Raw genomic sequence first — 25,681 nt, 5'->3', positions numbered from 1 at the left:
CCGGGCGCCTGAACCGGCCGGGGAGGACCCTCTCGGGGATCCGGCCAACTGGCATTGGCCTAATCGCGAGAGCTTCTGATCAGGCAGCGCCCATGAAAAAACCGGCCCAGGTGGCCGGTTTTTTCGTTTCTGCCGTGCGCCGTAGGGCGGGCTTCAGCCCACCGCCTGCCCGGGCCTTGCTTAGCCCGGGCTTCAGCCCGGGAGCCAGGGTATTCAACGCGGCAGCGTACTCACCGCCACGCCGGGGAAGTCGGTGATGATGCTGTCGACACCGAAGTCCGCCAGGCGGCGCATCAGGGCCGGCTCGTTCACCGTCCATACCGATACGTGCAGCCCCTGCTTCTGGGCGCGCAGCAGGCGCTCCGGGGTGCACAGGGTCCAGTTCAGCGCCAGCAGGTCGCAGCCGTGGTGGGCGGCGACCTTCAGCGGGTCGAGCCAGGCATATTCCGCCACCAGCCCACGGGAGAGCTTCGGTGTCAGCCGGTTCAGCGCGCGCAGCACCTCGCGGGAGCTGGAGGTGACCGTCACCTTGTCCATCAGCCCGTAGCGCTCGGCCAGTTCCTGGATCGCCAGCACGGTACGCGCGGCGCGCACGCGGGAGGCGCTCTTTACCTCCAGCTGCCAGTGCTCGAAGTCGCAGCGCTCGAACAGCTCGGACAGGCGCGGGATGGGGCAGGGGCTGACCCAGCCCGGGCCGCCCAGGCGTGCGTCGTACTTCACCAGCTCCTCGGCGTCATGCTCCACCACCTTGCCGCGACGGCCGGTGGTGCGCTTGAGGGTCGGGTCGTGGATCACCATCAGCTCGCCGTCGCGGGACAGGTGCAGGTCCAGCTCGCAACGCTTGACGCCGTGGGACAGGCACTGCTGGAAGCTGGCCAGGGTGTTTTCCGGGCATTCGCCCTTGGCGCCGCGATGGCCGTAGATCAGGGTCACTGGGAAACCTCGGGGTTGCGGGGTTGGTGGTGGCGGACGCTGTCGATCACGCGGCCGCTCTCGAAATAGACGGAGAACTCACGGTAGTCCCAGCGGGCGATCGGCGGCTTGCCGACCGCCGGGTGCTCCTCGTCCGGGAGGCCGAAACGCTCCAGCACGGCGCGCTGCGACTCACCGCGCGCAGGCAGCGGGCTGCCGCTGTCGCCTTGCTGGCCCAGCGGGATTTCCAGGGTGTCAGCGAGGACGGGGAGGGGCAGGGCGAGGCAGAGCAGGAGCAGCAGACGCGACATGGATTCATCCTGAAGACGGGCGTTGGCGGGCCAGGCGACGGGCCTGGGCCTGTTTCTGCAGGATATGCCGGGCCAGCAACTGGCGCTGTGCGTCAGTCAGCGCTTCGAATTCGGTACCCAGTTCGTACTGGCCGTCCTCGCGCGGCTTGCAGTGGATCACTACCGCACGCAACAGCAGGCCGAGCGCCTGGGGCATCAGTACCATCTTGATCGCCAGGTGGGTGCCCTGATCCAACGGCTGTGCGGTGACGAAGCCCACGCCACCTTCGGACAGCGTCACCTGCCGGGGCGGGCCGATGTCGCGCATCAGGCTCTGGGCCACCGCCTGGCCCAGCAGGTCGATGCGCTTGTTGATCACCTTCAGGTAGCTGGCCAGGGTACGGTCGCGCTCGGCGATGTGGCGCAACAGGTGCTGGGACTCGAAGTCCATCAGGTGCAGGTCGCTGAGCAGGTTGAACAGCGGGGAAGGGTCCTGGAGGGCTTCGCCAGCCTGCGCCTGGGCACTGGAAAGCGGCATGAATTCCAGTGCGATCGTATCTTCGATACGGTAGTATTCGCGGCGGTCATCTGCGTCTTGTATCGACATGGCGAACCCATGGCTGCAGGGGTGGTCAGAGTGTAAAGCTGCTCGCCGGGCCCCGCCACAAGGACGTTCCTTTCTTCGCAAGCGAACCTTTTTTCTATGTTCAGACCGCTGCCCCTGTTCATCGGCGCCCGTTACACGCGCGCCAAGCGTCGCAGTTACTTCGTCTCGTTCATCTCCCTGACTTCCATGATCGGCCTCGCCCTCGGCGTGCTGGTTATGATCCTCGTGCTGTCCGTGATGAACGGCTTCGACCGGGAGATGCGCGAACGCGTGCTGGGCATGGTGCCCCACGCCACCATCGAATCCGCAGTGCCCATCAACGACTGGCAGGCCCTCGCCGAGCAGGTCCGGCAGCAGCCGGGCGTCGCCGCCGTGGCGCCCTACATCCAGATGCAGGGCCTGCTGACCAGCAATGGCCAGGTGCAGAAGGTGCTGGTGAATGCGGTGGACCCGGACCTCGAAGGCGCCGTGTCGATCATCGGCAACTTCATGCAGCAGGGCAGTATCCAGGACCTGCGCCCGGGCGAGTTCGGCATCGTCATCGGCGACCGCGCCGCCGCCAAGCTGGGCGTGACGATGGGCGACAAGGTCACCATCGTGCTGCCCGAGGTCTCGGTGACGCCGGCCGGGGTCTTCCCGCGCATGAAGCGCTTCACCGTGGTCGGCCTGTTCCATGTCGGCGCCGGTGAACTGGACGGCTTCCTGGCGCTGACAAACCTGCAGGACACCGCCCGTCTGCACCGCTGGAAACCCGAGCAGGTGCAGGGGCTGCGGCTCAAGCTGGACGACCTGTTCCAGGCACCGCAGATCGCCTGGCAGATCGCCGGCCAGCTCAAGGGCGAGGACTTCTACGCCCGCGACTGGACCCGCACCCACGGCAACCTCTACCAGGCCATCGGCATGGAGAAGACCATGATCGGCCTGTTGCTGCTGCTGATCGTCGCCGTGGCTGCCTTCAACATCATCTCCACCCTGGTGATGGTGGTGACCGACAAGAAGGGCGACATCGCCATCCTCCGCACCCTCGGCGCCACGCCGGGGCAGATCATGGGCATCTTCATGGTCCAGGGCACGGTGATCGGCGTGGTCGGCACCGCCATCGGCTGTGTGCTGGGCGTGCTCGCCGCCCTCAACATCAGCGCCGCCATCGACGGCCTGGAGCGCCTGATCGGCCACAAATTCCTCAGCGCCGAGGTGTACTTCATCGACTACCTGCCCTCCCAGCTCCAGCTGGAGGACGTGGTCCTGGTCTGCGGCGCTGCCCTGATCCTGAGTTTCTTCGCCACCCTTTACCCGGCCTGGCGTGCCTCCCGCACCCAGCCTGCTGAGGCGCTTCGTTATGAGTGACGTGAAAGACCGCGCGGTGCTGAGCTGCCGCAACATCGCCAAGAGCTACGAGGAGGGCCCGCAGTCCGTGCAGGTGCTCAGCGGCGTCGAACTGGAGCTGAACCCCGGCGAGCGCGTGGCCATTGTCGGCAGCTCCGGCTCCGGCAAGAGCACCCTGCTGAACATGCTCGGCGGCCTCGACGTACCCACCACCGGCAGCGTCTGGCTGGCCGGCGAAGAGCTGTCCGCCCTCAACGAACGCGCCCGTGGCCTGCTGCGCAACCGTGCGCTCGGCTTCGTCTACCAGTTCCACCACCTGCTGCCGGAGTTCACCGCCCTGGAGAACGTCTGCATGCCGCTGCTGATCGGCCGCACGCCCATCGCCGAAGCCCGCCAGCGCGCCACCGCGCTGCTGGAGCGCGTCGGCCTCGGCCACCGCCTGACGCACAAGCCGGCGGAGCTGTCCGGCGGCGAGCGCCAGCGCGTCGCCATCGCTCGGGCGCTGGTCAACAACCCGGCGCTGGTGCTGCTTGACGAGCCCACCGGCAACCTCGACCAGCACACCGCCCAGGGCATTCAGGAACTGATGCTGGAGCTGAGCCAGTCGTCGCGCACCGCCTTCCTGGTGGTCACCCACGACCCGCAACTGGCCCGGCAGATGGACCGCGTGCTGCGCCTGGAAGACGGCCGGCTGGTGGCTGCCTGACATGTTCAGACCCCTCGCCGTCTTCGTCGGGGCGCGCTACGTGCGTGCCAAGCGACGCAACCACTTCATCTCCTTCATCTCCCTGACCTCGATGATCGGGCTGGCGCTGGGCGTGCTGGCGATGATCGTGGTGCTCTCGGTGATGAACGGGTTCCAGAAGGAAATGAGCTCGCGCATCCTCGGCATGGTGCCCCACGCCACCCTGTCCGGGCCCGAACCGCTGGCCGACTGGCGCCAGGTGGCCGAGGCCGCCTCGCGCAACCGCAGCGTCACCGGCGTGGCGCCGTTCGCCGAGCTGGAGGGCATGCTCTCCTTCAAGGGATTGATGCAGCCGGTGCAGATCAACGGCATCGACCCGGCGGAAGAGCCCAAGGTTTCCATCATCGGCCAGCACATGGTGCAGGGCTCGCTGCAGGACCTGCGCCCCGGCGAGTCCGGCATCGTCATCGGCGAGATCACCGCGCGGCGCTTCCGCCTCTCCGTGGGCGACAAGCTGACCCTGATCGTCCCCGAGCTGAGCAGCGCCCCGGGCGGCATCACCCCGCGCATGCAGCGCTTCAACGTGGTGGGCGTATTCAAGGTCGGCGCTGAGCTGGACAGCACCCTGGCGCTGATCAACGTCGCCGACGCCTCCGATGTGCTGCGCCTGCCGGAAGGCACCGTGCAGCGGGTGCGCATCGCCCTCAAGGACCTGTACCAGGCGCCCCAGGTGTCCGCCGAGATCGCCCGGCAGCTGGGCGCGGGCTACCGGGCCGACGACTGGACCCACACCCAGGGCAGCCTGTTCAGCGCGATGAAGATGGAGAAGACCATGATCGGCCTGCTGCTGATGCTGATCGTCGCCGTCGCCGCCTTCAACATCATCGCCACGCTGATCATGGTGGTCTCCGACAAGCGCGCCGACATCGCCATCCTCCGCACCCTGGGCGCCACGCCCCGGCAGATCATGGCGGTGTTCATGGTCCAGGGCAGCGTCATCGGCAGCGTCGGCACCCTGATCGGCACCCTGCTCGGCGTGGTCACGGCGCTCAACGTCAGCACCTGGATCGCCGCCCTGGAACGCGCCACCGGCCTGCACATCTTCAGTTCCGACGTGTACTTCGTGGCCTACCTGCCGTCCGACCTGCAGGTGGGCGATGTGGTGATGGTCTGCGGCGCGGCCTTGCTGATGAGCTTCCTCGCCACCCTCTACCCGGCCTGGCGTGCCGCCCAGACCCACCCGGCCGAGGCCCTGCGCTACGAGTGATCCCCGCCCGGATGCCGCAGACGAAAAAACGCCGCAGTGATGCGGCGTTTTCGTTTCCCGGTGTCAGGCCCCCGTGCGCTCGCGGCGGCGACGTTGCCGCTTGCGCCAGCTGTGGGCGACCCACCAGCGCCAATAGAGCATGGTGAGCACGTAGCCCAGCGCTCCCACCAGCACACCGCAGACCAGCGAGCCCAGCAGGAAGGGTTGCCACAGGGTGGACAGCTCCTGGGTGATCCACTCCCAGGTGAGCGAGTCCGGCAGCGTGCGCGGCGCCACGCCCATCAGCCAGGCGCCCATCTTGTAGGTGCAATAGAACACCGGCGGCATGGTGATAGGGTTCGTCAGCCACACCAGCCCCACCGAGATGGGCATGTTGGCTCGCACCATCACCGCCAGGCCGGCGGCCAGCAGCATCTGCATCGGGATCGGCACGAAAGCCGCGAACAGCCCCATGGCCATCGCCCGCGAGACGGAATGGCGATTGAGGTGCCAGAGGTTGGGATCGTGCAGCAGCGTGCCGAGGAAACGCAGGGACTTGTGCTCCCTGATCGTGTCCGGGTTGGGCATGTAGCGTTTGAAGAGGTGGCGCGGCATCGGCGGTCTCGGCGGGCGGAAGCGCCGGTCATTATGCATAGCGATTCATGACACCGCCGGGACAGTTTGTGTCGATAAATGAACGAACCCGAGGCACCCGCTCAACCACGGGCCTCGGGTTCGCATCGTCTCCAGGGAGGGTAGGGGATGCGAGGTTTCTGGCTGGCCCTGGCCGGTGGGCTGCTGGCGCTGCGCTTCCTGCCGGCGCTGCCGCCCGGTTGGGTGCTGCTGGGGCTGGCGGGCATCGGCGTGGTGCTGCTGCCCTGGCGGACGCGAGCGCTGGGCGTTGCCCTGATCGGCTTCGCCTGGGCCTGTCACTGCGCCCAGGTCGCCCTCGACGACCGGCTCGACCCGGTGCTGGACGGCACCACCCGCTGGCTGCAGGGGCAGGTGGTCGGCCTGCCGCAGCAGGAGGGCGGCGTGGTGCGCTTCGAACTGGTGCCCGCTGCCATCGAAGGGCTGCGCCTGCCCGGGCGGATGCGGGTGTCCTGGTACGGCGGGCCGGAGGTGCGCAGCGGCGAGACCTGGCGACTGGCCGTCACCCTTCGCCGCCCGCGTGGCCTGGTGAACCCCCACACCTTCGACTACGAGGCCTGGCTGCTGGCCCGGCATATCGGTGCCACCGGCACGGTGAAGGCGGGCGAGCGGCTCATGGCGGCCGAAGGGCCCGGCGCCTGGCGTGACGACCTGCGCCAGGCCATCCAACAGGCCGAGGCGCGGGGGCGCAACGGCACCATCGCCGCGCTGGTGCTGGGCGACGGCTCCGGCCTCAGCAGCCGCGACTGGCGGCACCTGCAGGACACCGGCACGGTTCACCTGATGGTCATCTCCGGGCAGCACATCTCCCTGCTGGCACTGCTGCTCTACGGTGCCGTGGCCGCCCTGGCCCGGCTCGGGATCTGGCCAACGCGCCTGCCCTGGCTGCCCTGTGCCTGCGCGCTGGCCCTGGCCGGTGCCCTTGGCTATGGGGCGCTGGCCGGGTTCGACGTACCGGTGCAGCGCGCCTGCCTGATGACCGCCCTGGTGCTGCTTTGGCGCCTGCGTTTCCGCCGGCTCGGGGTGGTCACGCCGCTGTTGGCTGTGCTCTGTATCGTGCTGTTGGTGGACCCGCTGGCCTCCCTGCAGGCGGGCTTCTGGCTCTCCTTCGCAGCCGTGGCGCTGCTGGTGCTGGTGTTCGCCGGGCGGCTGGGCAGCCTGCCGGCCTGGCGCAGTGCGTGGCGGGCACAGTGGACCCTGAGCCTGGCGCTGACCCCGGCGCTGATGGCCCTTGCCCTGCCCATCAGCCTCAGCGGCCCCCTGGCCAACCTGGTGGCGGTGCCCTGGGTCAGCTTCGTCTCTGTGCCGCTGTCCCTGGCCGGCACGGCCCTGCACGCCGTGCCCGGCCTGGGGGAAGGCCTGCTGTGGCTGGCGGGGCTTTCCTTGGAGGGGCTCTTCCTTTTATTGGGCTGGATCGCCGAGGCGATGCCGGCCTGGCAGGCGCCTGCATTGGCGGTCTGGAGCTGGGGCCTGGTGCTGCTGGGCTGCCTGCTGCTGATCCTGCCGCCGGCGCTGCCCTTTCGCCTGCCGGGGCTGCTGTTGCTGGTGCTGCTGGTTTGGCCGCCCCTGCAGCGGCCCGCGCCCGGTACGGCGGATGTCCGCGTGCTGGACGTGGGGCAGGGCCTGGCGGTGCTGGTGCTCACCGAGCACCACGCCTTGCTGTATGACGCCGGCCCGCGCCAGGGCGGTTTCGACCTGGGCGAGCGGGTGGTGGTGCCGGCCCTGCGCGGGCTGGGTGTACGGCATCTGGACGAACTGCTGCTGAGCCATGCCGACAACGACCATTCCGGCGGGGCCGAGGCGGTGGTGCGCGCCCTGTCCGTGGCGCGGGTGATCAGCGGCGAGGTGGAGCGCCTGCCGCCCGGCCTCAACGCCCAGCCCTGCGAAGCCCGCCAGTGGGAGTGGGATGGCGTGCACCTGCGCACCTGGCGCTGGCCCGAGGCCCGCGACAGCAATGATCGCTCCTGCGTGCTCACCCTCGAGGCCAACGGCGAGCGCCTGCACCTGACCGGCGACCTCGGCCAGGCCGCCGAAGCCGCCTGGGTGGAGAGCGGCGAGCGCCTCGCTGCGGACTGGCTGCTGGCGCCCCACCATGGCAGCCGCAGCTCCTCCTCGGCGCGCCTGCTGCAGGCGGTGCGGCCGCGCGGGGCGCTGATCTCCCGGGGCGCGCGCAACGCCTTCGGCCATCCCCATCCCCAGGTGCTGGCGCGTTACCGTGCACTGCCGGCGGTTCTTTACGACACCGCCGAGTCCGGCGCGCTGCTGATTCGCCTGGGCACCCACGGCGAGGTGTCGGGACTGCGGAGCCAGGCACGTTTCTGGCGGGAAAAATGAGAACAGCGACGGTCGGCGGGCCGGGTGCCCTGTGCTAGAGTTGCGCGACTTTTTTCGAGGGGATTTACCACCGTGTGGGAGCTGGTCAAAGCAGGCGGCTGGATGATGCTGCCGATCATTCTGAGTTCCGTGGTCGCCACCGCCATCATCGCCGAGCGTCTCTGGACGCTGCGCAAGAACCGTGTCGCACCGCCGCAACTGCTGGGCCAGGTCTGGCGCATGGTCAAGGACAAGCAGCTCAACAGCCAGAAGCTCAAGGAGCTGCGCGCCTCCTCGCCGCTGGGTGAGGTGCTCGCCGCGGGCCTGGCCAACTCCAAGCACGGTCGCGAGATCATGAAGGAGTGCATCGAGGAGGCCGCGTCCCGCGTCATCCACGAGCTGGAGCGCTATCTCAACACCCTCGGCACCATTGCCGCCATGGGCCCGCTGCTCGGCCTGCTGGGCACCGTGTTCGGCATGATCGAGATCTTCGGCGGCTTCATGGACAACGGCATGGCCAACGCCCCGGCCCTGGCTGGCGGTATCGGCAAGGCGCTGATCACCACCGCCGCCGGCCTGATGGTCGCCATCCCCGCCGTGTTCTTCCACCGCTTCCTGCTGCGTCGTGTCGACGAGCTGGTGGTGGCCATGGAACAGGACGCCATCAAGCTGGTGGAAGTGACCCAGGGCGACCGTGAAGTGGACTTCGCAGAGGAAGGCAAAGCGTGAAGTTCCGCCGTCGGGCGGGCAACGTGGCCCGCGAGGAAGTCTTCCTCAACCTGACCTCGTTCATCGACGTCATCTTCGTGCTGCTGCTGTTCTTCGTGGTCACCACCACCTTCAGCCGCCCCAGCGAGATGAAGATCGAACTGCCCGAGGCGGTCAGCGGCACGCCCACCGAGGCCACCACCGAGAAGACCCTGGAGCTGAGCATCAGCGCCGACGGGCAATACGCCCTCAACGGCCAGGTGCTGGTGAAGAACGACCTCACCACCCTGATGAACGCCCTGGGCAAGGAATCCGGTGGTGACAACAGCCTGCCGATGATCATCAGCGCCGACGCCAAGACCACTCACCAGTCGGTGATCACCGCCATGGATGCCGCCGGCAAGCTGGGCTTCAGCAAGCTGCGCATCACCACCGTCGAGGCCCAGCCGGAGAAGCCCTGATGGCCTTCTCCGACCGCCTGCTGGAGGCCTGGTACCGGGGCCATCCCGCACTGGGCCTGCTGCGCCCGCTCGAGGCCCTCTACCGCCGCATCGCCGCCCGTCGCCGTGCCACCTTCCTGGCCGGCGAGGGCGAGATCTACCGCGCCCCGGTCCCGGTGATGGTGGTGGGCAACATCACCGTCGGCGGCACCGGCAAGACCCCGATGATCCTCTGGCTGATCGAGCACTGCCGGCAGCGCGGCCTGCGCGTCGGCGTGGTCAGCCGGGGCTACGGCGCCGAGCCGCCGCACCTGCCCTGGCGGGTCGAGGCCGACCAGAGCGCCGCCGTCGCCGGTGACGAACCCCTGCTGATCGTCCAGCGCAGCGGCGTGCCGCTGGTGATCGACCCCGACCGTTCCCGCGCCGTCCGCGCGTTGCTGGAGGAGGGGCCCTTCGACCTCATCCTCAGCGACGACGGCCTGCAGCATTACCGCCTGGCGCGGGACATCGAACTGGTGCTGATCGACGCCGCCCGTGGCCTCGGCAATCGCCGCTGCCTGCCGGCCGGCCCCCTGCGCGAGCCCGCCGAGCGCCTGGCCAGCGTCGATGCCGTGCTCTACAACGGCGCAGACGAGGGCCCAGACGGTGCCCACGGCTTCCGCCTGCGCCCCTCGGCGCTGGTCAACCTGCGCAGCGGCGAGCGCGTCGGGCTCGAACATTTCCCCCCCGGCCAGGCCCTGCACGCGGTGGCCGGCATCGGCAACCCGCAGCGTTTCTTCACCACGCTCGAGGCGCTAAACTGGCGCCCGATTCCGCATGCCTTCGCCGATCACGCCCGCTTCGGGCCCGCCGAGCTGCAGTTCAGCCCGCCGCTGCCCCTGGTGATGACGGAGAAGGACGCGGTCAAGTGCCGGGCCTTCGCCGGCGCCGACTGGTGGTACCTGGCGGTGGACGCCGTACCATCCGCCGGCTTCGTCCGCTGGCTCGATGCGCGCCTCGCCGCACTGGCGCCGGCCCGCCCCTGAAACCCGCCCCCGAGGCGGTCACCAAGGATTCCCCCATGGACCCGAAACTGCTCGACATCCTCGCCTGCCCGCTGTGCAAGGGCCCGCTCAAGCTCTCCGACGACAAGAGCGAGCTGATCTGCAAGAACGACGCCCTGGCCTTCCCCGTGCGTGAAGGCATCCCGGTGATGCTCGAAGGCGAAGCCCGCACCCTCAACGTCGATGAACGGCTGGACAAGTGATGGGCCAGGCCTTCACCGTCGTCATCCCCGCCCGCTACGCCTCTACCCGCCTGCCCGGCAAGCCCCTGCAGGACATCGGCGGCAAACCGATGATCCAGCACGTCTGGGAGCAGGCCCGTCGCAGCGCCGCCGAGCGCGTGGTGGTGGCCACCGATGATGCGCGCATCGTCGAGGCCTGCCAGGGCTTCGGCGCCGAGGTGGTGCTGACCCGCGTCGACCATAACTCCGGCACCGACCGTCTGGCCGAAGTGGCCACCCAGTTGGGCCTGGCCGGCGACGCCATCGTGGTCAACGTGCAGGGCGACGAGCCGCTGATCCCCCCGGCGATCATCGACCAGGTGGCCGCCAACCTGGCCGCCCACCCGGAAGCCGGCATCGCCACCCTGGCCGAGCCCATCGGCGAAGTGCAGGCCCTGTTCAACCCCAACGTGGTGAAGGTGGTGACCGACCTCAACGGCCTGGCCCTGACCTTCAGCCGCGCACCGCTGCCCTGGGCGCGGGACGCCTTCGCCCGGGACCGCGACAGCCTGCCGGCCGGCGTGCCCTACCGCCGCCACATCGGCATCTACGCCTACCGCGCCGGCTTCCTGCATGACTTCGTCGCCTGGGGCCCGTGCTGGCTGGAAGACACCGAGTGCCTGGAGCAGCTGCGTGCCCTCTGGCACGGCGTGCGCATCCACGTCGCCGATGCCCTGGAAGCCCCGGCTGCCGGGGTCGACACCGCCGAAGACCTGGAGCGGGTCCGCCGCCTGCTGGGGGCCTGATGCGCGTTCTCTTCGTCTGCCTCGGCAACATCTGCCGCTCGCCCACCGCCGAGGGCGTCCTGCGCGGCAAGCTGGAACAGGCCGGCCTGGCTGAGCGGGTGGAAGTGGATTCCGCCGGCACCGCCGGCTGGCACATCGGCAAGGCGCCGGACCCGCGCACCTGCCAGGCCGCCGCCAAGCGCGGCTACGACCTTTCCGCCCTGCGTGCGCGCCAGGTCAGCGCCGAGGACTTCCAGCGCTTCGACCTGGTCCTGGCCATGGACCACTCCAACCTGCGTGACCTCAAGGCCCTGCACGCCGGCCGGGGCAACGCCCCGGACCTGTTCCTGCGCCGCTACGGCCTGGCCACCGAGGAAGTGCCCGATCCCTACTACGGCGGGGAAGACGGCTTCGAGACCGTGCTCGACCTGGTGGAGCAGGCCTGCGACGGCCTGATCGCCGAGATCCGGGAGCGCCTGTGAGCCTGCAACTGCACGACAACCAGCCCCTCAAGCCCTACAACACCTTCGGCGTATCGGTGCATGCGCGCCTGTTCGCCGAGGCCCGCAACGACGACGAGGTGCGCGAAGCGCTGGCCCTGGCCGCCGAGCGCGACCTGCCGCTGCAGGTGATCGGCGGCGGCAGCAACCTGCTGCTGACCCGTGACCTCGACGCCCTGGTGCTGCGCATGGCCAGCCGTGGCATCCGCGTGCTGGCCGAGGCCGACGGACGCGTCATCGTCGAAGCCGAAGCCGGCGAACCCTGGCATCCCTTCGTGCTCTGGACCCTCGACCAGGGCCTGGCCGGGCTGGAGAACCTCAGCCTGATTCCGGGCACGGTCGGCGCCGCGCCGATGCAGAACATCGGTGCCTACGGGGTGGAGATCAAGGACGTCTTCGTCGGCCTCACCGCGCTGGATCGCCGGAGCGGCGAGCTGCGCGAGTTCGGCCTCGACGACTGCGCCTTCGGCTACCGCGAGAGCCGCTTCAAGCGCGAGGCCGGCCGCTGGGTGATCCTGCGCGTGCGCTTCGCCCTGGGCCGCGCCGCCGCCTTGCACCTGGACTACGGCCCGGTGCGTCAGCGCCTGGAGGCCGAAGGCATCAGCGCGCCCACCCCGCGTGATGTCAGCCGCGCCATCTGTGCCATCCGCAGCGAGAAGCTGCCGGACCCGGCCCAGCTCGGCAACGCCGGCAGCTTCTTCAAGAACCCCGTGGTGCCGGCCGCCCAGGCCGAGGCGCTGCGCCAGCAGTACCCCGACCTGGTGGCCTATCCCCAGGGCGAAGGCCTGGCGAAGCTCGCCGCCGGCTGGCTGATCGACAAGGCCGGCTGGAAGGGTTTTCGCGAAGGGGATGCGGGCGTCCATCGCCTGCAGGCGCTGGTGCTGGTGAACCACGGCCAGGCCACCGGTGGGGAGATCCACGCCCTGGCCGGGCGCATCCAGGCGGACATCGCCGCCCGGTTCGGGGTCGAACTGGAGATGGAACCCAACCTGCTCTGACCCCTGGCAGGCTGCGGGAATACCGACGGTGTTGAAAACGCCCGTCCGAAGGGCTCTCCCAGGTGGGAGAGCCCTTTTGCCTCAATGCAGCTTCAGCTTGCCGATGCGGTCGTTGTCCAGGCTGCCGAAGTACAGTGTGTCGCCCACCGGCTTCACCGACGTGATCATGCGCAGGTGCGTGCCGCTGGTGTCGTGCAGGCTGCGGATGATCTGCCCGTTCTCGTCCAGCGCGATCACCAGCCCGTAGGGCACCGCCTTCGGCCACAGCGCGCGGGGCAGCTTGGCGATCTGTGCCTTCAGCCAGGGCTGGGTGTGGAGGAAGTCCGCATCGGCCTTGCGCGGGGAGGGCAGGGCCACCCAGAAGGTGCCCTTGCGGTCGCCCTGCAGGTTGTCCGGCAGGCCCGGCAGGTTGTCGATGAACACGTCATGGGTCCCGGCCTTCTCGCCGCTCAGCCAGTAGCGGGTGATGCGGTAGCGGTAGGTCTCGTTCACCAGCACGAAGTCTTCCTTGGCCGACAGCGCCACGCCGTTGGCGAAGTACAGGTCCTTGAGCAGCACCTCCACCTTGCCGGTGGCCGGGTCGTAGCGCATCAGGCGGCCGTGGGGGCGGGCCTCCAGCAGGTCCAGCAGGTAGTCCGGCTGCTGGAACTTGTCCGAGGCGTCGGTGAAATAGATGCGGCCGTCGCTGGCGATGTCCAGGTCGTCGGTGAAGCGGAACGGGCCGCCTTCGGCCTCGGTGGCCAGCACCTTGATGGTGCCTTTCGGGTCGATGCTCAGCAGCCCCTTGTAGGCGTCGCCGACGATCAGGTTGCCCTGGGCGTCGAAGTCCATGCCCAGGGGGCGGCCGCCGGTCTCGGCGAAGGTTTCCAGGCGCCCGTCGGTGTCGATGCGCACCACGCGGCCGTCATGCAGGCCGGCGTAGACGCGGCCCTGGGCATCCACGGCGGTGTCTTCCGGCCCGTGCACCTGCCCCTTGGCCAGCAGCTCGGCCTTCATCAGCGTGTCGTTGGGTTCCAGCACCCCGGTCATGGTCGGCGCCGGCGGCGCATCCCAGGCCAGCGGGTCGATGGGGGAGGGGGTGAAGGCAAGGTAGAGGGTGAGCGCGAGGATCAACAGGGCCAGCAGGCCCAGCAACTTCTTCATGTCCGAATTCCCTGGCGGTGGCCCACGGGGCCTGGTTGTTGTCGGAGGCGGCTCTTTCGTGGCGTGCCGGCCGCCCCGGGGGATCGGCGCGAGGCCGAAGATCCGAGGCGGGATGCTACTGCGTCGCGGTTAGGGTGGGGAGGTTTTTTACGGACGACCCGCAAGCGGCGGCCGTTTTTCCGCCGCCAGGGGGGGCGCATTCTCGAACCGCAAAAAAACTTCACACCCCTTAACCCGTTCGCCGAACCCCCTCCGTCTACCGGTGCACAAGGACATTCCGGTCCCCCCCAGGAGAACCCGCCATGCACCCGCTCCAAGCCCTGACCCGTCGCCCCCTCGCCGCCGGTTTCGCCGCCACCCTGCTGCTCGCCCTGGCCGCCTGCTCCCAGCATGGCGGGGAGACCAGCGGCGCCGCCAGCGCGTCGCAGAAAGACAGCCTGGCCGCCAAGCCTGCCGCCATAGAGCCCAACGCCAGCTACGCGGTGATGGAGCGCAAGATGATGGCACCGGTACCGGTGGCCCCCGCACCGCTGACCGACAGCCTCCCCGGCTACCAGGACAGCTACCGCGAGCAGTACGCCAAGGTGGAAGAGAGCAGCGTCCACGCCGTGGCCGCCGAGCCGGTCTCCACCTTCAGCATCGACGTCGACACCGGCGCCTACGCCAACGTACGGCGCTTCCTCAACGGTGGGAGCCTGCCGCCCAAGGAGGCGGTGCGCCTCGAAGAGATGGTCAACTACTTCCCCTACAACTACCCGCTGCCCAAGGGCAACGTGCCGTTCGGCATCGACACCGAACTGGCCCGCTCGCCGTGGAACCCCGAGGCGCGCCTGCTGCGCATCGCCATCAAGGCCTCCGACACCCAGGTCGCACGCATTCCCCCGGCCAACCTGGTGTTCCTGGTGGACGTCTCCGGCTCCATGGACCGTCGCGAAGGCCTGCCCATGGTGCAGGGCACCCTGAAGCTGCTGGTGGACCAGCTGCGCCCCGAGGACCGCGTGTCCCTCGTCACCTACGCCGGCGAAGCCCGCGTGGTGCTGGAGTCCACCCCGGGCAACGAGAAGGAGAAGATCCGCGCCGCCATCGACCAACTGGCCGCCGGGGGCTCCACCGCCGGCGAGTCCGGCATCCAGCTGGCCTATGCTCAGGCGCGCAAGGGCCTGATCAAGGACGGCATCAACCGCATCCTCCTGGCCACCGACGGTGACTTCAACGTCGGCATCAGCGACTTCGACAGCCTCAAGGCCCTGGCCGAGGAGAAGCGCCGCACCGGCATCTCCCTCACCACCCTCGGCTTTGGCGTGGACAACTACAACGAACACCTGATGGAACAGCTGGCCGACGCCGGCGACGGCAACTACGCCTACATCGACAGCCTGCGCGAAGCCCGCAAGGTGCTGGTTGACCAGCTCAGCTCCACCCTCCAGGTGGTGGCCAAGGACGTGAAGCTGCAGGTGGAATTCAACCCCGCCCAGGTCAGCGAATACCGCCTGCTGGGCTACGAGAACCGTGCCCTCAAGCGCGAAGACTTCAGCAACGACAAGGTCGATGCCGGCGAGATCGGCGCGGGCCATACCGTCACCGCGCTGTACGAGATCGTCCCGGCCGGCGGCAAAGGCTGGCTTGAGCCGCTGCGTTACCAGCCGGCCGCACCGGCGGCCGGCAAGGCCGGCGAGCTGGCCTGGCTGCGCATTCGCTACAAGGCGCCGGGTGCCGACACCAGCCGCCTGCTGGAGCAACCCATCGCCGCCGTCGACGCCCGTCCCATCGCCCAGGCCAGCGACGACCTGCGCTTCGCCGCCTCGGTCGCCGCCTTCGCCCAGCAGCTCAAGGGCGCCCGCTACACCGGCCAGTTCGGCTACGCCGACACCCTGGCCCTGGCACGTGGCGCGCGCGGCGATGACCCCTACGGCCTGCGCAACGAGTTCGTGCAACTGGTGGAACTCGCGCAAAGCCTGCAAAATCCGGCCTCCAACCCGGTACGGACCGAGTGACTTGAGCGACACCATCACGGATGACGACGCCGCCCTGCTGCGGCGTTACCGACGCGGCGATGCCGAGGCCTTCGGCGTGCTCTACGCACGCCATCGCCTCGGCCTCTACCGTTTTCTCTGCGGCCTGTGCGGCGACAGCTCGCTGGCCGAAGAGATCTTCCAGGAGACCTGGCTCAGCCTGGTGCGCAGCGCCAGCGAGCAGCGCGAGGCCGTGGCCTTCCGCACCTGGCTCTACCAGATCGCCCGCAACCGCCTGATCGACCATTGGCGCAAGCACGGACGGCTGCAGGGCAAGGTGGAGGCCTTCGACGAGCAGGCCCATGCCGACCTGCTGCCGAGCGAGGAGGCCGACGGCCCCGAGGCCCAGCTGAGCCTCAGCCGCGACCGCCAGCGCCTGCAGGCCGCCCTGGACGAACTGCCCGGCGAGCAGCGAGAAGTCTTCCTGCTGCGCGCCCATGGCGACCTCGAACTGCACGAGATCGCCGAGATGACCCGCACACCCGCCGAGACGGTGAAGAGTCGCCTGCGCTATGCCCTGCAGAAGCTGCGCCGGCTGCTGGCCGACCCCGCCGCCGAGGAGATATCCGCATGAACCAGGACCAACGCAGAGAGGACGAGCTGGAGCGGCAATTGCTCGCCCACTTCCGTGCCCACGGCGAGGGCGAGCCCTCCGCCGAGCTGGATGCACGCATCCTCGCCGCCGCCCGCGAGGCCGTACGCCCGCCGGCGCCGAGCCTGGGCCAGCGCCTGCATGCCTGGCTGTTCGGCCCCGGTGGCCGCCAGCGCTGGTCGGTGGCCTTCGCCGGCCTGGCCTGCCTGGGCGTGGGCGTCAGCCTGACCTTCCAGAACCTCGACCGGCAGCCGCCGGAGTACGCCGTCGCCCCTGCACCGGCCATGGCTCCAGCCGCCCCGGCGCCCCTGGCCCGCAGCGCTCCCGACCCGGATGCCGGCTACAGCGCCGAGCCGGCTGCGCCGCCGATGCAGGCCTTTTCCGCGCCCGCGCCGGCGGCGGAGATGAAAAAGGCCGCGTCCCAGTTCGAGTCCGCCCCGGTGGCCGCGCTGGCCGACAGCGCCACTGCCGATGCGCGGATCGCCGAGCAGGCCCGCCTGGCCGCCGACGAGGCCTTCCCGCCCGCCGCCAAGCTGGCCAAGCCCGTAGCTGCGCCCCTCGAACCGGCCCTGCAGCAGGGCCTGCGCGAGGTGCTGGAGTTGCGACGCCAAGGCCAGGCCAAGGCCGCCGACGAGCGCCTGGAGGCCCTGCGCAAGGCCTACCCCCGGCAGGACCTGGACGCCCTGCTGAAGGCCCTGGAGCCTTCCCCGGCGCCCTGATGGTCGCGACTTGCCGCCTGTGTCACGCCAGGGTGACGGTCGATCCGTCACCCTGTGACGCCCGCGCAGGAGCCTGACATGCCCCCCGTTCCCGAATCCGACGCCCCGACCGAGAGCCTGCCGCGCCTGTTGCTGGGGCTCGTCTGGCAACTGGCGGTGCTGGTGCTTCCGATCCTGCTGGTGGCCAGCCTGCCCTTGGCCGGTGCGGCCGCAAGCGTGGTGGGGCTGGCCCTGGTGCTGATCGTCGTCGCCCGCTGGCCGCGCATCGGCAAGGGCGTCAGCAGCCTGCTCACCAGCGCCGTGATCGGCGCCGCCTTCAGCCTGGGAGCCACGCTGCCCGGCTACTGGGGCATCGGCGCCGGCGTGCTCTGGGTGTTCATCGGCCTGGCCAGCGCGGCGACCCTGGAGCGTCGCCTGGGCCTGGCCAGCGCCCCGGTCACGGCCGAACCCATCGGCCCGGTGGCCACGGGCGCCCGGGGCACCAGCGCCTGGGGCGGCGGTGAGCTGCTCACGCCGGAAGGCGAGCCGGTGCGCACCCTGGGCTGGGGCGAGATCGCCATGGGCGGGCCGGTGTACACCGATTACCTGATGCCTGACGGCGTGTTGCTGGAGGGCCTGGGCAGCTCGGCCCGCTTCTCCGACGACGGCCGCTACTTCGCCGCGCCGATCCCCTCGCGCGGCGCCTGGTCGCTGGCGGTGTTTGATCGCCAGCTGCGCCGGCTCTACCACTGCGCCAACGACGCCTTCTGGGAGCTGGATGCCTTCAGTGGCGGCGAGCTGCGCGGTCGCCACAGCCCGCTGGTGTCGGACCAGGGCTACCGCCTCAGCCTCGAAGCCGTGCTGCGCGAGGCGACCTGCGAGGACTTCGTCGCCATCGGCGACCTCTGGCTCGCTCCCGGTTGGGCCGAGAGGCAGCAGCAGGCCGTGCTGGACCTCTCGCCCCCCACCGGCCCCCATCGCCTGCGCGGCGAACCCTGGCTGCCGGAGCGACTGCGCGAGCGTGACGATCCGCTGCTGCCGCTGCGCTACCCCAGCTACCAGCTGTGGCTGGACGACGCCCCCACCGGGCTGCTGCTGCCCGACGACGCGCGCCCCGTGTGGCGAGCCGACGGCCTGGCCTTCGCCTGCCGCCTGCGCGACACCGCCCAGGAACGTCCCTGGCCATGCCCTGTCCGGGTCTGGGAAGCCGGGCCGGGCTGGCGCACCCTGGACGACTGGCAGCCGCGGGAGGATGAGCCGCGCCTGATGCTCGAAGCGCCGCTCGCGCTGGAGCCGACCCACCTGGTCATGCAGGCCCGCTTCGACCTCCCCGAACTGGACCAGATGGAGCATGGGAACGCCGTGCACCACATCTTCAACGAGGAACTCGAACGCCTGGCCGGCTTCGACGCCTGGGGCCGCGCCGTGCCGGGTTTGCGTGCTGCCACGCGGCTGGAGCTGCTGTACCCCCTCGGCCGGGGCACGCCGGTGATGCAGGCCGACCTGCGCCTGGCACCGCTGGCCGATGGCCGCCGCCCGTTGCTGGAGTGGCAGCGGGAGAGCGCCGACGGGCTGCGGGCCGCCTACCGCTGCCGCATCGGTGAGTGGGTGCTGGAGGGCGAGTGGTGCCTGGATCACCGTGTTTCCGCCTGCGGTCGCTACCTCGCACTGGTGGCGTTCGCCGAAGCCCCGGCCGTACCCCATCGCCTGGTGGTGGCGGACGTGCCGGCCCGTCGCCTGCTGGGCATCGACCTCGGCCTGCCCCTGGCACGGCTGATGGATTTCCAGGACGGCATCGTCGAACTGGCCGTGGTGACCGGACGCCTGGCCGACACGCGCACGGCCACCCCGTTGCAGACCATCGACCAGCCGCCACCCCCGGTGGCGAGCGCTGCGGATTTCCTCACGCGCCGGGAGGGCAGCCAGCTCTGCTATGCCCTGCGCCGCCTGCGTGTGGGCGCGGCGCTCGAACCGCTGCCCGACTGGCGCCCGCTGAGCCAGCCGCCCGCTTCCAACGCCTACGGCGACTTCGTGCTGCCGGCGCCCGCCGGTGGCAATGCGGCCTGGCTGTTCGGCAGCCGCACCGCCTATGGCGGCGCCTACCTGCATGAGCGCCTGCCGCGCCAGGGTGGGTACCTGCTTACCGCCTGCGGTTGCGCCCTGGCCGATCTCGCCCCGGCCATGGCCTGGTCGGCGGACGGCCGCTACCTGGCCCTGACACGCCATGACGACGGCGAGTGGCACCTGCTGGTGCTGGACACCTTCGCGCACCGGCTCCACCCCTGGCCCGACCCCATCGGCCCGATGCCGCGTTTCGAAGGGTTCAGCGGTGGGGCGTTGCATTGGCGGAACCACCCGTACCACGACGACGTCGCAGAAGAGGCTGGCGAGCCTCGACACCTGCCCCTCGACGCCCTCCTGGGCGTCGCCCCCGAGGCGCTGGAGGCCGTGGACGGCCTCTGGCTGCCACCTTCCGAGCGCCTCCGTGCTGCCCAGTGGCGGCGCCTCGATACCGCCCATCTCGACCCCTGGAGACCCCAATGAGCGAGAGCATCCTCTCCCACGCCCTGACCATGCAGGTTCTCGGTTACATCGGCCTGGTACCGCTGATCATCGCCTGGCTGGCCGGCATCGCCCTGTCCGTCCGCTACTGGCGCGAGCGCCCCCGGGCCGCCCGCTTCTGCCTGGCCAGCATGGGCGTGATGCTGGCCTGGACCCTGCTGCAGCAGGTGCTTTACCTCACCGTCTACCTGTGGGCCGAGGACATGGAGGCAGCGCGGGTGAGCGTGGTCTTCAGCGGCATCAGCGCCATCGGCGGGCTGGTCCATACCCTGGGCTTCGGCCTGCTGCTGGTGGCCGTATTCACCGGCCGTGAAGCCGCCCGCGAATGAAGCAGGGTTGCCAGTGTCCGCCTGGCGCGCCAGCATGGCGCACATCTCACCCTGCGGTAGCCGCTCCATGACCCGAATCCTGCTGCCTGCCCTGTTCCTTGGCTTCTGCGCATCGACCCTGGCCAGCCCGGCCCCGGTGGCCCCCCGGGTGGACGCCTGGCCTGGCCTGGTGGCCATGCCCGCCGTGAGCCCCGGCAACGCCTGCGCAGAGGCCTCTACGCAAGCCAAGCCGAAGCCCAAACCCAAGCCCGCCACCCCCAAGCCAAAACCGAAGCCCACGCCCGCCAAGCCCAAGCCGTCCAAGGTGGAGCAGGTCAAGCTGCGCGAGCCGAAGCTCGACCTGAGCCTGCCCAAGCACCTGGTGGACGAACTGGAACCGCGGGTGAAGCAGGAGCAACACTCCGACCGGCCACTGCTGCCGCCGATGTTCGTGGAGAAGCCGCCGGAGCAGAGCCCCTACCAGCTCAACGGCAAGCTCATCACCAACCAGCGGGAAGAAGACTACTTGCGCTCCGTGGAGGGCGCCGAGCTGCAGATCGAGTTCAAGCAGTAGCCCGGCTGGCGCTCATGGCGAGAAGGCAACGGGGTGAGCCGGGCTCACCCCGTGGAGCAGCCTCAGAAGCGGTACTCGCCGCTCTGGATCGCTGCATGCAGGTCGGTGTCCAGGGGGCGGAAGGCCGGTTCCCCCGGTAGCCGCACATAGAGCGGCTCGTTGACCTGGGTGGGGTCGAAGCCGGCCTTCTTCAGGTCGGTCTTCTTGTACTTGAAGGTGCCGGTGGTCTCGATCTCGTCCAGTAGCCGCAGGAACAGCGGGGCGGCGTAGGGCGGCAGCTCGCGGTCCAGGTGCTCGGCCACGGCGGCGGCGTCCAGGTCCGCGTCGGGGCTCAGGCGCAGGGCCGCCATGCCACAGCGGCCGTTGGTGCCGGGAATCTCCACGCCGTAGACCACCGCATCCTCCACCCCGTCGAACACCCCCAGCACGCTTTCCACCTCGGTGGTGGAGACGTTCTCGCCCTTCCAGCGGAAGGTGTCGCCCAGGCGGTCGACGAACTGCGCGTGCTTGCAGCCGATGTCGCGCATCAGGTCGCCGGTGTTGAACCAGGCATCGCCCTTCTTGAACACGTTGCGCAGGATCACCGCCTCGCTCTTGGCCGGGTCGGTGTAGCCGTCGAAGGGCCACTTCTCGCTGATCTCGCTGATCAGCAGGCCCGGCTCGCCCTTGTCCACCTTGGTCAGGAAGCCCTTGTGGTCGCGCACCGGGCAGTCGTTCTCCAGGTCGTAGCGGACGATGGCGTAGGTGGCCGGGGAGAAGCCCACGGTGTTGTCGAAGTTGAAGACGTTGGTGAAACCGATGTTGCCCTCGCTGGAGGCATAGAACTCGGTGACGCGCTGGATGCCGAAGCGGGTCTTGAACTCGTCCCAGATGGCCGGGCGCAGGCCGTTGCCGATCATGCTGGTGAGGGTGTTGTCCTTCTCCTCGGGGCAGGGCGGCTGGTTCAGCAGGTAGCGGCACAGCTCGCCGATGTAGCCGAAGCAGGTGGCCTGGTAGCGCGCCACGTCCTTCCAGAAGTTGCTGGCGGAAAACTTGCGGCGCAGGGCGATGGCCGCGCCACCGGCCAGCACCGAGGCCCAGCTCACGGTCACGGCGTTGTTGTGGTAGCAGGGCAGCGTCAGGTAGAAGACGTCGCGGTCGGTGAGCCCCAGCCCGGAGTGGCCGAAGCCGCCGTAGGCCTTGATCCACTTGCCGTGGCTGAGGATCGAGGCCTTCGGCAGGCCGGTGGTGCCGGAGGTGTAGATGTAGAAGCAGGCGTCCTTCAGGCGCACCCGCCCGGTGTCCGCCGGGTTCTCCGCACTGTGCTCGCCGGCCAGGCGCATCAGGTTGGTCCAGCCGCGCGGGGCCTGTCCGGCATCGCGGCGGGTGTCCAGATCGTCGGCCACCCAGTAGCGCCGGGCGCCGGCGGTCTCCAGTTCCGCCTCCACCTCCTCGAAGGCGCTGCGCAGCTCTTCGCCGACCACATGGTGGCCGGCCTTCACCAGGTTGAGGCTGTGGGCGAGCACCTTGCCGCGCTGGGTGGTGTTGACCAGCGCGCCGATGCCGCCCAGCTTGGCCACCGCCGCCAGCACCGCGAGGATCTCGATGCGGTTCTCCAGCATGATCGCCACCACCTTGCCGGGGCCCACGCCCTCGGACTTGAGCGCGTGGGCGATGCGGTTGGCCCAGGCATTGAACTCGGCGTAGGTCAGGCTGCGCGTCTCGTCCATCACCGCCGGCCGCTGCGGATAGCGCGCCGCCGCCCGCTCCAGGGCCCAGCCCAGGGAGAGCGTCTTGTCGCGGTTGCGGATCCCGGTGAAGTAGAGGCCCAGCAACATGCGGGGCACGCGGTTGAGGTTCGCCGGCAGGCGGGCGAGGAAGCGGAACGGGGAGATCAGGTCGGCCTGGGTCATGGTTCTCGCACTTCAGTCTTGTTGTTCTGACCACCTTCGCGGGGTGGGAATAGGCGCCACCGGCGAATCTAGACGCGTTTCCGGCGCATGCACTTGGCCCGCGCGCGGAGGAGGGCGGGCAGTTCGGCAAATACCGGGGGTGTGGTTCAGGTGCGGTGCCCAGGGAGGCGAAGTGCGGCGCCGTGCGCGGGTGTGCGCACGGCGCGTGGCGTGGCTCAGTCGACGAACAGGTCCGGGATGAGGCTGCCGCCCTCGGGGTCGAAGCGGTAGTGCTCGAACTCGGTCTGGCCCTGTTCGCGGAGGATCTCCTCGTCCACCAGCAGGCGCCCGGTGATGCGGCGGCCTTCGCTGGAGAGGATGGCGTGGGCGGCGTCGGCCATGATCGCCGGGGTGCGGGCGCGCTTGAAGGCGTCGCGGCTGCCCAGTTCGAACTCGATGGCGGCGGTGGCGATCATGGTCTTCGGCCACAGCGAGTTGACGCTGATGCCGTAGCGCTTGAACTCCTCGCTCATGCCCAGGGTGAGCATGCTCATGCCGTACTTGGTGACGGTGTAGGGGCCGTGCTGGGCGAACCACTTGGCGTCGAGGTTCAGCGGCGGGGACAGGTTGAGGATGTGGCCGTTGCCGCTCTGCTTGAGGTAGGGCAGGGCGGCCTGGCTGCAGACCATCACCGCGCGGGTGTTGATCTGGTACATCAGGTCGAAGCGCTTGGGTTCCAGGCGCTCGACGCCCACCAGCTTGATGGCGCCGGCGTTGTTGACCAGGGCATCGATGCCGCCGAAGTGCTCGGCGGCCTGGGCCAGGGCATCGCGTACGGCGGCTTCGTCGCGCACGTCCAGTTGCAGGGGCAGGGCCCGGCCGCCGGCCGCTTCCACTTCCGCGGCGACGCTGTGGATGGTGCCTTCCAGCTTGGGATGGGGCTCGGCGCTCTTGGCGGCGATGACGATGTTGGCGCCATCGGCGGCGGCCCGCAGGGCGATCTCGCGGCCGATGCCACGGCTGGCACCGGTGATGAACAGGGTCTTGCCGGAAAGGGACATGGGGGTGCTCCTGTTGGTGTTGTCGGGTTCCTGGCTACTCAACCTAGTCGAGTCGCGCGGTTCGAGCGGTTGTTCAGTCGGCGGCTTCGACCTCCACCAGCACCTGGCGGCTCTTCACCTGGTCGCCGGCGCTGACCTGCACGCGGCGGACGGTGCCGTCCATCCCGGCCTTGAGGGGGTGTTCCATCTTCATGGCCTCCAGCACCACCAGCAGTTGGCCCTTGGTGACCGGGGTGCCTTCCTCCACCAGCACGTCGACGATGGCGCCGTCCATGGGCGCCTTGACGGTGCCGGAGGCGGCGCTGGCCTGGCCGCCGGCGGGTTCGTGGGTGACGTCCTGCAGTTCGATGCTGCCCTGGTGGCCCTTGAGCCACAGGTGCTCGCCGTCGTGGTGGTAGGCGAGGCGGCGGCGGATGCCGTCCAGCTCCAGGGTGGCCCAGCGGCCGTCGCAGGTCAGCAGGCTTACGGCGACGGACTGCCCGGCGGCCTGGACCTGCAACTGCGGTTGCGGGCCGCTGGCGCGGACGTCCAGCAGGACTTCGTGCTTCTGCTCGCCCTGGCGCAGCACCAGGCGCCAGGGCGCGCTGCCGGCGTTGCGCCAGCCGGCGAGGCCGGCCTGGTGGGCGCGGGATTCGGCGGAGGCCTGGTAGAGCAGAGTGGCTGCGGCGGCCAGCTCCGCGGCCGGTAACGGCTGCGGGGCCAGGCTCGGGTCGGCGGCGAAGTGTTCGCCGATGAAGGCGGTGGTGGCGTGGCCGGCGGCGAATTCGGGGTGGGCCAGCAGGTTGGCGAGGAACCGCTGGTTGCCCTTGACCCCCAGCAGCACGCAGTCCTCCACGGCGCGGATCAGCTTGCGCCGGGCTTCGTCACGGGTGGCGCCCCAGGCGATCACCTTGGCCAGCATGGGGTCGTAGAAGGGCGTCACCGGCTGGCCTTCCACCAGGCCATGGTCGATGCGCACGCCGGCACCGCTGGCGGGTTCCCAGCGCAGCACGTCGCCGGTCTGCGGCAGGAAGCCGGCGGCCGGGTCCTCGGCGTAGAGGCGGACTTCCATGGCGTGGCCGTCGAGGCGGATGTTGTCCTGGGCCAGCGGCAGGGCTTCGCCGGCGGCGACGCGGATCTGCCAGGCCACCAGGTCGAGCCCGGTGACCAGTTCGGTGACCGGGTGCTCCACCTGCAGGCGGGTGTTCATTTCCAGGAAGTAGAAGCGGCCTTCGGCGTCCAGCAGGAACTCCACGGTGCCGGCGCCCAGGTAGTTCACCGAGGCGGCCGCCTTGACGGCCGCTTCGCCCATGGCCTGGCGCAGGGACGGTGTCATCACCGGGCAGGGGGCTTCTTCCACCACCTTCTGGTGGCGGCGCTGCACCGAGCAGTCGCGCTCGCCCAGGTAGAGGATGTGGCCGTGGCGGTCGCCGAATACCTGGATCTCCACATGGCGCGGCTGGATCACCGCGCGTTCGAGGATCAGCTCGCCGCTGCCGAAGGCGTTCTGCGCTTCCGAGCGCGCGGTGCGGATCTGCGCCGCCAGCTCGCTCGCCTCGTGCACCAGGCGCATGCCACGCCCGCCGCCGCCGGCGCTGGCCTTGATCATCAGCGGGTAGCCGATGCGCTCGGCCTCGTGGGCGAGGGTGGCGTCGTCCTGATCGGCGCCTTCGTAGCCGGGGATGCAGGGCACGCCGGCTTCGAGCATGGCGATCTTGGACAGGCGCTTGCTGCCCATCAGATGGATGGCCTCCACGGTGGGGCCGATGAAGGTGATGCTGGCGGCCTCGCAGGCCTGGGCGAAGGCGGCGTTCTCGGAGAGGAAGCCGTAGCCCGGGTGCACCGCATCCGCGCCGGTGCGCCGCGCAGCGTCGAGGATGGCCTCGACGCACAGGTAGGACTGGCCCACCGGTGCCGGGCCGATGCACACGGCTTCGTCGGCCAGCTGCACGTGGCGCGCGTCGCGGTCGGCCTCGCTGTACACGGCCACGGTGCGGTAGCCCAGGTCGTGGGCGGTGCGCATCACCCGACAGGCGATCTCGCCCCGGTTGGCGATCAGGATCTTGTTGAATGCGGGCATCTTCGTGCTCCTGCTGGGGGACCGGAGGGCGTCCGGGATCCGGGCTGTTTGCGTTCGGTGTTGCCGGTGGATCGGGTTGGGGTGATCCGCCTGTGGTGTTCGATGTTGCGGTGGATGTGAAGAGCGACATCCACCC

25 protein-coding genes are annotated in these 25,681 nt (G+C 69.7%); 17 read left to right on the top strand and 8 right to left on the bottom strand.

The features are described 5' to 3' along the window. Positions 1-213 precede the first annotated feature (213 nt). Genes SZ55_RS09905 through SZ55_RS09895 form a run of 3 tightly spaced genes read right to left on the bottom strand, consistent with a single transcriptional unit; the run spans position 214 to position 1,809 of the window. Positions 214-933, bottom strand: coding sequence for a glycerophosphodiester phosphodiesterase (locus SZ55_RS09905; protein ID WP_044404971.1), 720 nt, complete (start codon positions 931-933; stop codon positions 214-216). Further along, entirely contained in the window at positions 930-1,223 is a 294-nt protein-coding gene (locus tag SZ55_RS09900) for a hypothetical protein (RefSeq protein ID WP_044404968.1), read from the bottom strand. The genes SZ55_RS09905 and SZ55_RS09900 overlap by 4 nt, the downstream gene beginning before the upstream one ends. A 4-nt stretch (positions 1,224-1,227) precedes the next feature. After that, entirely contained in the window at positions 1,228-1,809 is a 582-nt protein-coding gene (locus SZ55_RS09895; RefSeq protein WP_044404965.1) for a PilZ domain-containing protein, read from the bottom strand. A gap of 96 nt (positions 1,810-1,905) precedes the next feature. On the opposite strand from SZ55_RS09895, the gene SZ55_RS09890 reads away from it, so the two are divergent. The 3 genes from SZ55_RS09890 to SZ55_RS09880 are packed head-to-tail and all read left to right on the top strand — an operon-like array spanning position 1,906 to position 5,087. Then, entirely contained in the window at positions 1,906-3,156 is a 1,251-nt protein-coding gene (locus tag SZ55_RS09890; protein WP_044404962.1) for a lipoprotein-releasing ABC transporter permease subunit, read from the top strand. Position 3,157: 1 nt separating this feature from the next. Then, positions 3,158-3,841: a lipoprotein-releasing ABC transporter ATP-binding protein LolD gene (gene lolD, locus SZ55_RS09885; RefSeq protein WP_160481182.1), complete on the top strand. Its 684-nt coding sequence runs from the start codon at positions 3,158-3,160 to the stop codon at positions 3,839-3,841. A 1-nt stretch (position 3,842) separates the two neighbouring features. After that, positions 3,843-5,087: a lipoprotein-releasing ABC transporter permease subunit gene (locus tag SZ55_RS09880; RefSeq protein WP_044404956.1), complete on the top strand. Its 1,245-nt coding sequence runs from the start codon at positions 3,843-3,845 to the stop codon at positions 5,085-5,087. 63 nt (positions 5,088-5,150) lie between these two features. Here SZ55_RS09880 and SZ55_RS09875 read toward each other — a convergent pair whose 3' ends face one another. After that, positions 5,151-5,681 (bottom strand): DUF2062 domain-containing protein, encoded by a 531-nt coding sequence (locus SZ55_RS09875; RefSeq protein ID WP_044404954.1) that lies wholly within the window; start codon positions 5,679-5,681, stop codon positions 5,151-5,153. A 147-nt stretch (positions 5,682-5,828) separates the two neighbouring features. On the opposite strand from SZ55_RS09875, the gene SZ55_RS09870 reads away from it, so the two are divergent. The 8 genes from SZ55_RS09870 to murB all read left to right on the top strand — a co-directional run bounded on the left by SZ55_RS09870 (position 5,829) and on the right by murB (position 12,665). Beyond that, positions 5,829-8,051, top strand: a complete 2,223-nt coding sequence (locus SZ55_RS09870) for a DNA internalization-related competence protein ComEC/Rec2 (protein ID WP_044404951.1) — start codon at positions 5,829-5,831, stop codon at positions 8,049-8,051. Between the two features lie 72 nt (positions 8,052-8,123). Then, a complete protein-coding gene (locus SZ55_RS09865; RefSeq protein ID WP_044404948.1) occupies positions 8,124-8,759 on the top strand; it encodes a MotA/TolQ/ExbB proton channel family protein in 636 nt (211 codons plus the stop codon). After that, on the top strand, positions 8,756-9,199 hold the full coding sequence (locus tag SZ55_RS09860; protein ID WP_044404945.1) for an ExbD/TolR family protein: 444 nt from the start codon (positions 8,756-8,758) through the stop codon (positions 9,197-9,199). The genes SZ55_RS09865 and SZ55_RS09860 overlap by 4 nt, the downstream gene beginning before the upstream one ends. Further along, positions 9,199-10,203 (top strand): tetraacyldisaccharide 4'-kinase, encoded by a 1,005-nt coding sequence (gene lpxK / locus SZ55_RS09855; protein ID WP_044404942.1) that lies wholly within the window; start codon positions 9,199-9,201, stop codon positions 10,201-10,203. The genes SZ55_RS09860 and lpxK overlap by 1 nt, the downstream gene beginning before the upstream one ends. 35 nt (positions 10,204-10,238) lie before the next feature. Beyond that, positions 10,239-10,424 carry a Trm112 family protein gene (locus SZ55_RS09850; RefSeq protein ID WP_044404939.1) on the top strand — a complete coding sequence of 62 codons (186 nt, stop codon included), beginning with the start codon at positions 10,239-10,241 and terminating at the stop codon, positions 10,422-10,424. Continuing rightward, on the top strand, positions 10,424-11,188 hold the full coding sequence (gene kdsB, locus SZ55_RS09845; RefSeq protein WP_044404936.1) for a 3-deoxy-manno-octulosonate cytidylyltransferase: 765 nt from the start codon (positions 10,424-10,426) through the stop codon (positions 11,186-11,188). Before SZ55_RS09850 ends, kdsB begins: the two co-directional genes overlap by 1 nt. Next, complete coding sequence (locus SZ55_RS09840; RefSeq protein ID WP_044404933.1) at positions 11,188-11,649, top strand: low molecular weight protein-tyrosine-phosphatase; 462 nt, start codon at positions 11,188-11,190, stop codon at positions 11,647-11,649. The genes kdsB and SZ55_RS09840 overlap by 1 nt, the downstream gene beginning before the upstream one ends. Then, positions 11,646-12,665, top strand: coding sequence for a UDP-N-acetylmuramate dehydrogenase (murB, locus tag SZ55_RS09835; RefSeq protein ID WP_044404931.1), 1,020 nt, complete (start codon positions 11,646-11,648; stop codon positions 12,663-12,665). Before SZ55_RS09840 ends, murB begins: the two co-directional genes overlap by 4 nt. A gap of 81 nt (positions 12,666-12,746) precedes the next feature. Here murB and SZ55_RS09830 read toward each other — a convergent pair whose 3' ends face one another. Beyond that, the gene (locus tag SZ55_RS09830) at positions 12,747-13,808 is read right to left on the bottom strand and encodes an SMP-30/gluconolactonase/LRE family protein (RefSeq protein ID WP_044404929.1); all 1,062 of its coding nucleotides are present in this window, start codon (positions 13,806-13,808) and stop codon (positions 12,747-12,749) included. Positions 13,809-14,110: 302 nt separating this feature from the next. Here SZ55_RS09830 and SZ55_RS09825 point away from each other — a divergent pair, with 302 nt between their 5' ends. The 6 genes from SZ55_RS09825 to SZ55_RS09800 all read left to right on the top strand — a co-directional run bounded on the left by SZ55_RS09825 (position 14,111) and on the right by SZ55_RS09800 (position 20,554). Beyond that, the gene (locus tag SZ55_RS09825) at positions 14,111-15,802 is read left to right on the top strand and encodes a vWA domain-containing protein (protein ID WP_044404926.1); all 1,692 of its coding nucleotides are present in this window, start codon (positions 14,111-14,113) and stop codon (positions 15,800-15,802) included. Position 15,803: 1 nt separating this feature from the next. Continuing rightward, entirely contained in the window at positions 15,804-16,394 is a 591-nt protein-coding gene (locus tag SZ55_RS09820) for an RNA polymerase sigma factor (RefSeq protein WP_044404923.1), read from the top strand. Then, positions 16,391-17,131, top strand: a complete 741-nt coding sequence (locus tag SZ55_RS09815) for a hypothetical protein (RefSeq protein WP_044404919.1) — start codon at positions 16,391-16,393, stop codon at positions 17,129-17,131. The genes SZ55_RS09820 and SZ55_RS09815 overlap by 4 nt, the downstream gene beginning before the upstream one ends. Positions 17,132-17,209: 78 nt before the next feature. Then, entirely contained in the window at positions 17,210-19,654 is a 2,445-nt protein-coding gene (locus SZ55_RS09810) for a hypothetical protein (RefSeq protein ID WP_044404916.1), read from the top strand. Continuing rightward, positions 19,651-20,001, top strand: coding sequence for a hypothetical protein (locus tag SZ55_RS09805; protein ID WP_044404913.1), 351 nt, complete (start codon positions 19,651-19,653; stop codon positions 19,999-20,001). The genes SZ55_RS09810 and SZ55_RS09805 overlap by 4 nt, the downstream gene beginning before the upstream one ends. A 67-nt stretch (positions 20,002-20,068) precedes the next feature. After that, positions 20,069-20,554 carry a hypothetical protein gene (locus SZ55_RS09800; protein WP_236692404.1) on the top strand — a complete coding sequence of 162 codons (486 nt, stop codon included), beginning with the start codon at positions 20,069-20,071 and terminating at the stop codon, positions 20,552-20,554. Positions 20,555-20,616: 62 nt separating this feature from the next. Here SZ55_RS09800 and SZ55_RS09795 read toward each other — a convergent pair whose 3' ends face one another. From SZ55_RS09795 to SZ55_RS09785, 3 genes are all read right to left on the bottom strand, one after another. Beyond that, complete coding sequence (locus SZ55_RS09795; protein WP_044404910.1) at positions 20,617-22,446, bottom strand: long-chain-acyl-CoA synthetase; 1,830 nt, start codon at positions 22,444-22,446, stop codon at positions 20,617-20,619. Between the two features lie 215 nt (positions 22,447-22,661). Further along, entirely contained in the window at positions 22,662-23,486 is an 825-nt protein-coding gene (locus tag SZ55_RS09790) for an SDR family oxidoreductase (protein ID WP_044404907.1), read from the bottom strand. A 73-nt stretch (positions 23,487-23,559) separates the two neighbouring features. Beyond that, positions 23,560-25,545 (bottom strand): acetyl/propionyl/methylcrotonyl-CoA carboxylase subunit alpha, encoded by a 1,986-nt coding sequence (locus tag SZ55_RS09785; protein WP_044404904.1) that lies wholly within the window; start codon positions 25,543-25,545, stop codon positions 23,560-23,562. Between the last annotated feature and the right edge of the window lie 136 nt (positions 25,546-25,681).

Origin of the sequence: Pseudomonas sp. FeS53a (genome assembly GCF_000931385.1) — a bacterium.
GTDB lineage: Bacteria > Pseudomonadota > Gammaproteobacteria > Pseudomonadales > Pseudomonadaceae > Metapseudomonas > Metapseudomonas otitidis.
The sequence above is the reverse complement of the archived record's forward strand: the minus strand, read 5'-3'. Positions and strand labels throughout refer to the sequence as shown.

Coding starts and splice junctions, on each gene's coding strand:
- SZ55_RS09900 (WP_044404968.1), bottom strand. CDS start 1,223: ATGTCGCGTCTGCTGCTCCTGCTCTGCCTCGCCCTGCCCCTCCCCGTC.
- SZ55_RS09895 (WP_044404965.1), bottom strand. CDS start 1,809: ATGTCGATACAAGACGCAGATGACCGCCGCGAATACTACCGTATCGAA.
- SZ55_RS09890 (WP_044404962.1), top strand. CDS start 1,906: ATGTTCAGACCGCTGCCCCTGTTCATCGGCGCCCGTTACACGCGCGCC.
- SZ55_RS09880 (WP_044404956.1), top strand. CDS start 3,843: ATGTTCAGACCCCTCGCCGTCTTCGTCGGGGCGCGCTACGTGCGTGCC.
- SZ55_RS09875 (WP_044404954.1), bottom strand. CDS start 5,681: ATGCCGCGCCACCTCTTCAAACGCTACATGCCCAACCCGGACACGATC.
- SZ55_RS09870 (WP_044404951.1), top strand. CDS start 5,829: ATGCGAGGTTTCTGGCTGGCCCTGGCCGGTGGGCTGCTGGCGCTGCGC.
- lpxK (WP_044404942.1), top strand. CDS start 9,199: ATGGCCTTCTCCGACCGCCTGCTGGAGGCCTGGTACCGGGGCCATCCC.
- SZ55_RS09850 (WP_044404939.1), top strand. CDS start 10,239: ATGGACCCGAAACTGCTCGACATCCTCGCCTGCCCGCTGTGCAAGGGC.
- kdsB (WP_044404936.1), top strand. CDS start 10,424: ATGGGCCAGGCCTTCACCGTCGTCATCCCCGCCCGCTACGCCTCTACC.
- SZ55_RS09840 (WP_044404933.1), top strand. CDS start 11,188: ATGCGCGTTCTCTTCGTCTGCCTCGGCAACATCTGCCGCTCGCCCACC.
- SZ55_RS09830 (WP_044404929.1), bottom strand. CDS start 13,808: ATGAAGAAGTTGCTGGGCCTGCTGGCCCTGTTGATCCTCGCGCTCACC.
- SZ55_RS09825 (WP_044404926.1), top strand. CDS start 14,111: ATGCACCCGCTCCAAGCCCTGACCCGTCGCCCCCTCGCCGCCGGTTTC.
- SZ55_RS09815 (WP_044404919.1), top strand. CDS start 16,391: ATGAACCAGGACCAACGCAGAGAGGACGAGCTGGAGCGGCAATTGCTC.
- SZ55_RS09810 (WP_044404916.1), top strand. CDS start 17,210: ATGCCCCCCGTTCCCGAATCCGACGCCCCGACCGAGAGCCTGCCGCGC.
- SZ55_RS09805 (WP_044404913.1), top strand. CDS start 19,651: ATGAGCGAGAGCATCCTCTCCCACGCCCTGACCATGCAGGTTCTCGGT.
- SZ55_RS09800 (WP_236692404.1), top strand. CDS start 20,069: ATGACCCGAATCCTGCTGCCTGCCCTGTTCCTTGGCTTCTGCGCATCG.
- SZ55_RS09795 (WP_044404910.1), bottom strand. CDS start 22,446: ATGACCCAGGCCGACCTGATCTCCCCGTTCCGCTTCCTCGCCCGCCTG.
- SZ55_RS09790 (WP_044404907.1), bottom strand. CDS start 23,486: ATGTCCCTTTCCGGCAAGACCCTGTTCATCACCGGTGCCAGCCGTGGC.
- SZ55_RS09785 (WP_044404904.1), bottom strand. CDS start 25,545: ATGCCCGCATTCAACAAGATCCTGATCGCCAACCGGGGCGAGATCGCC.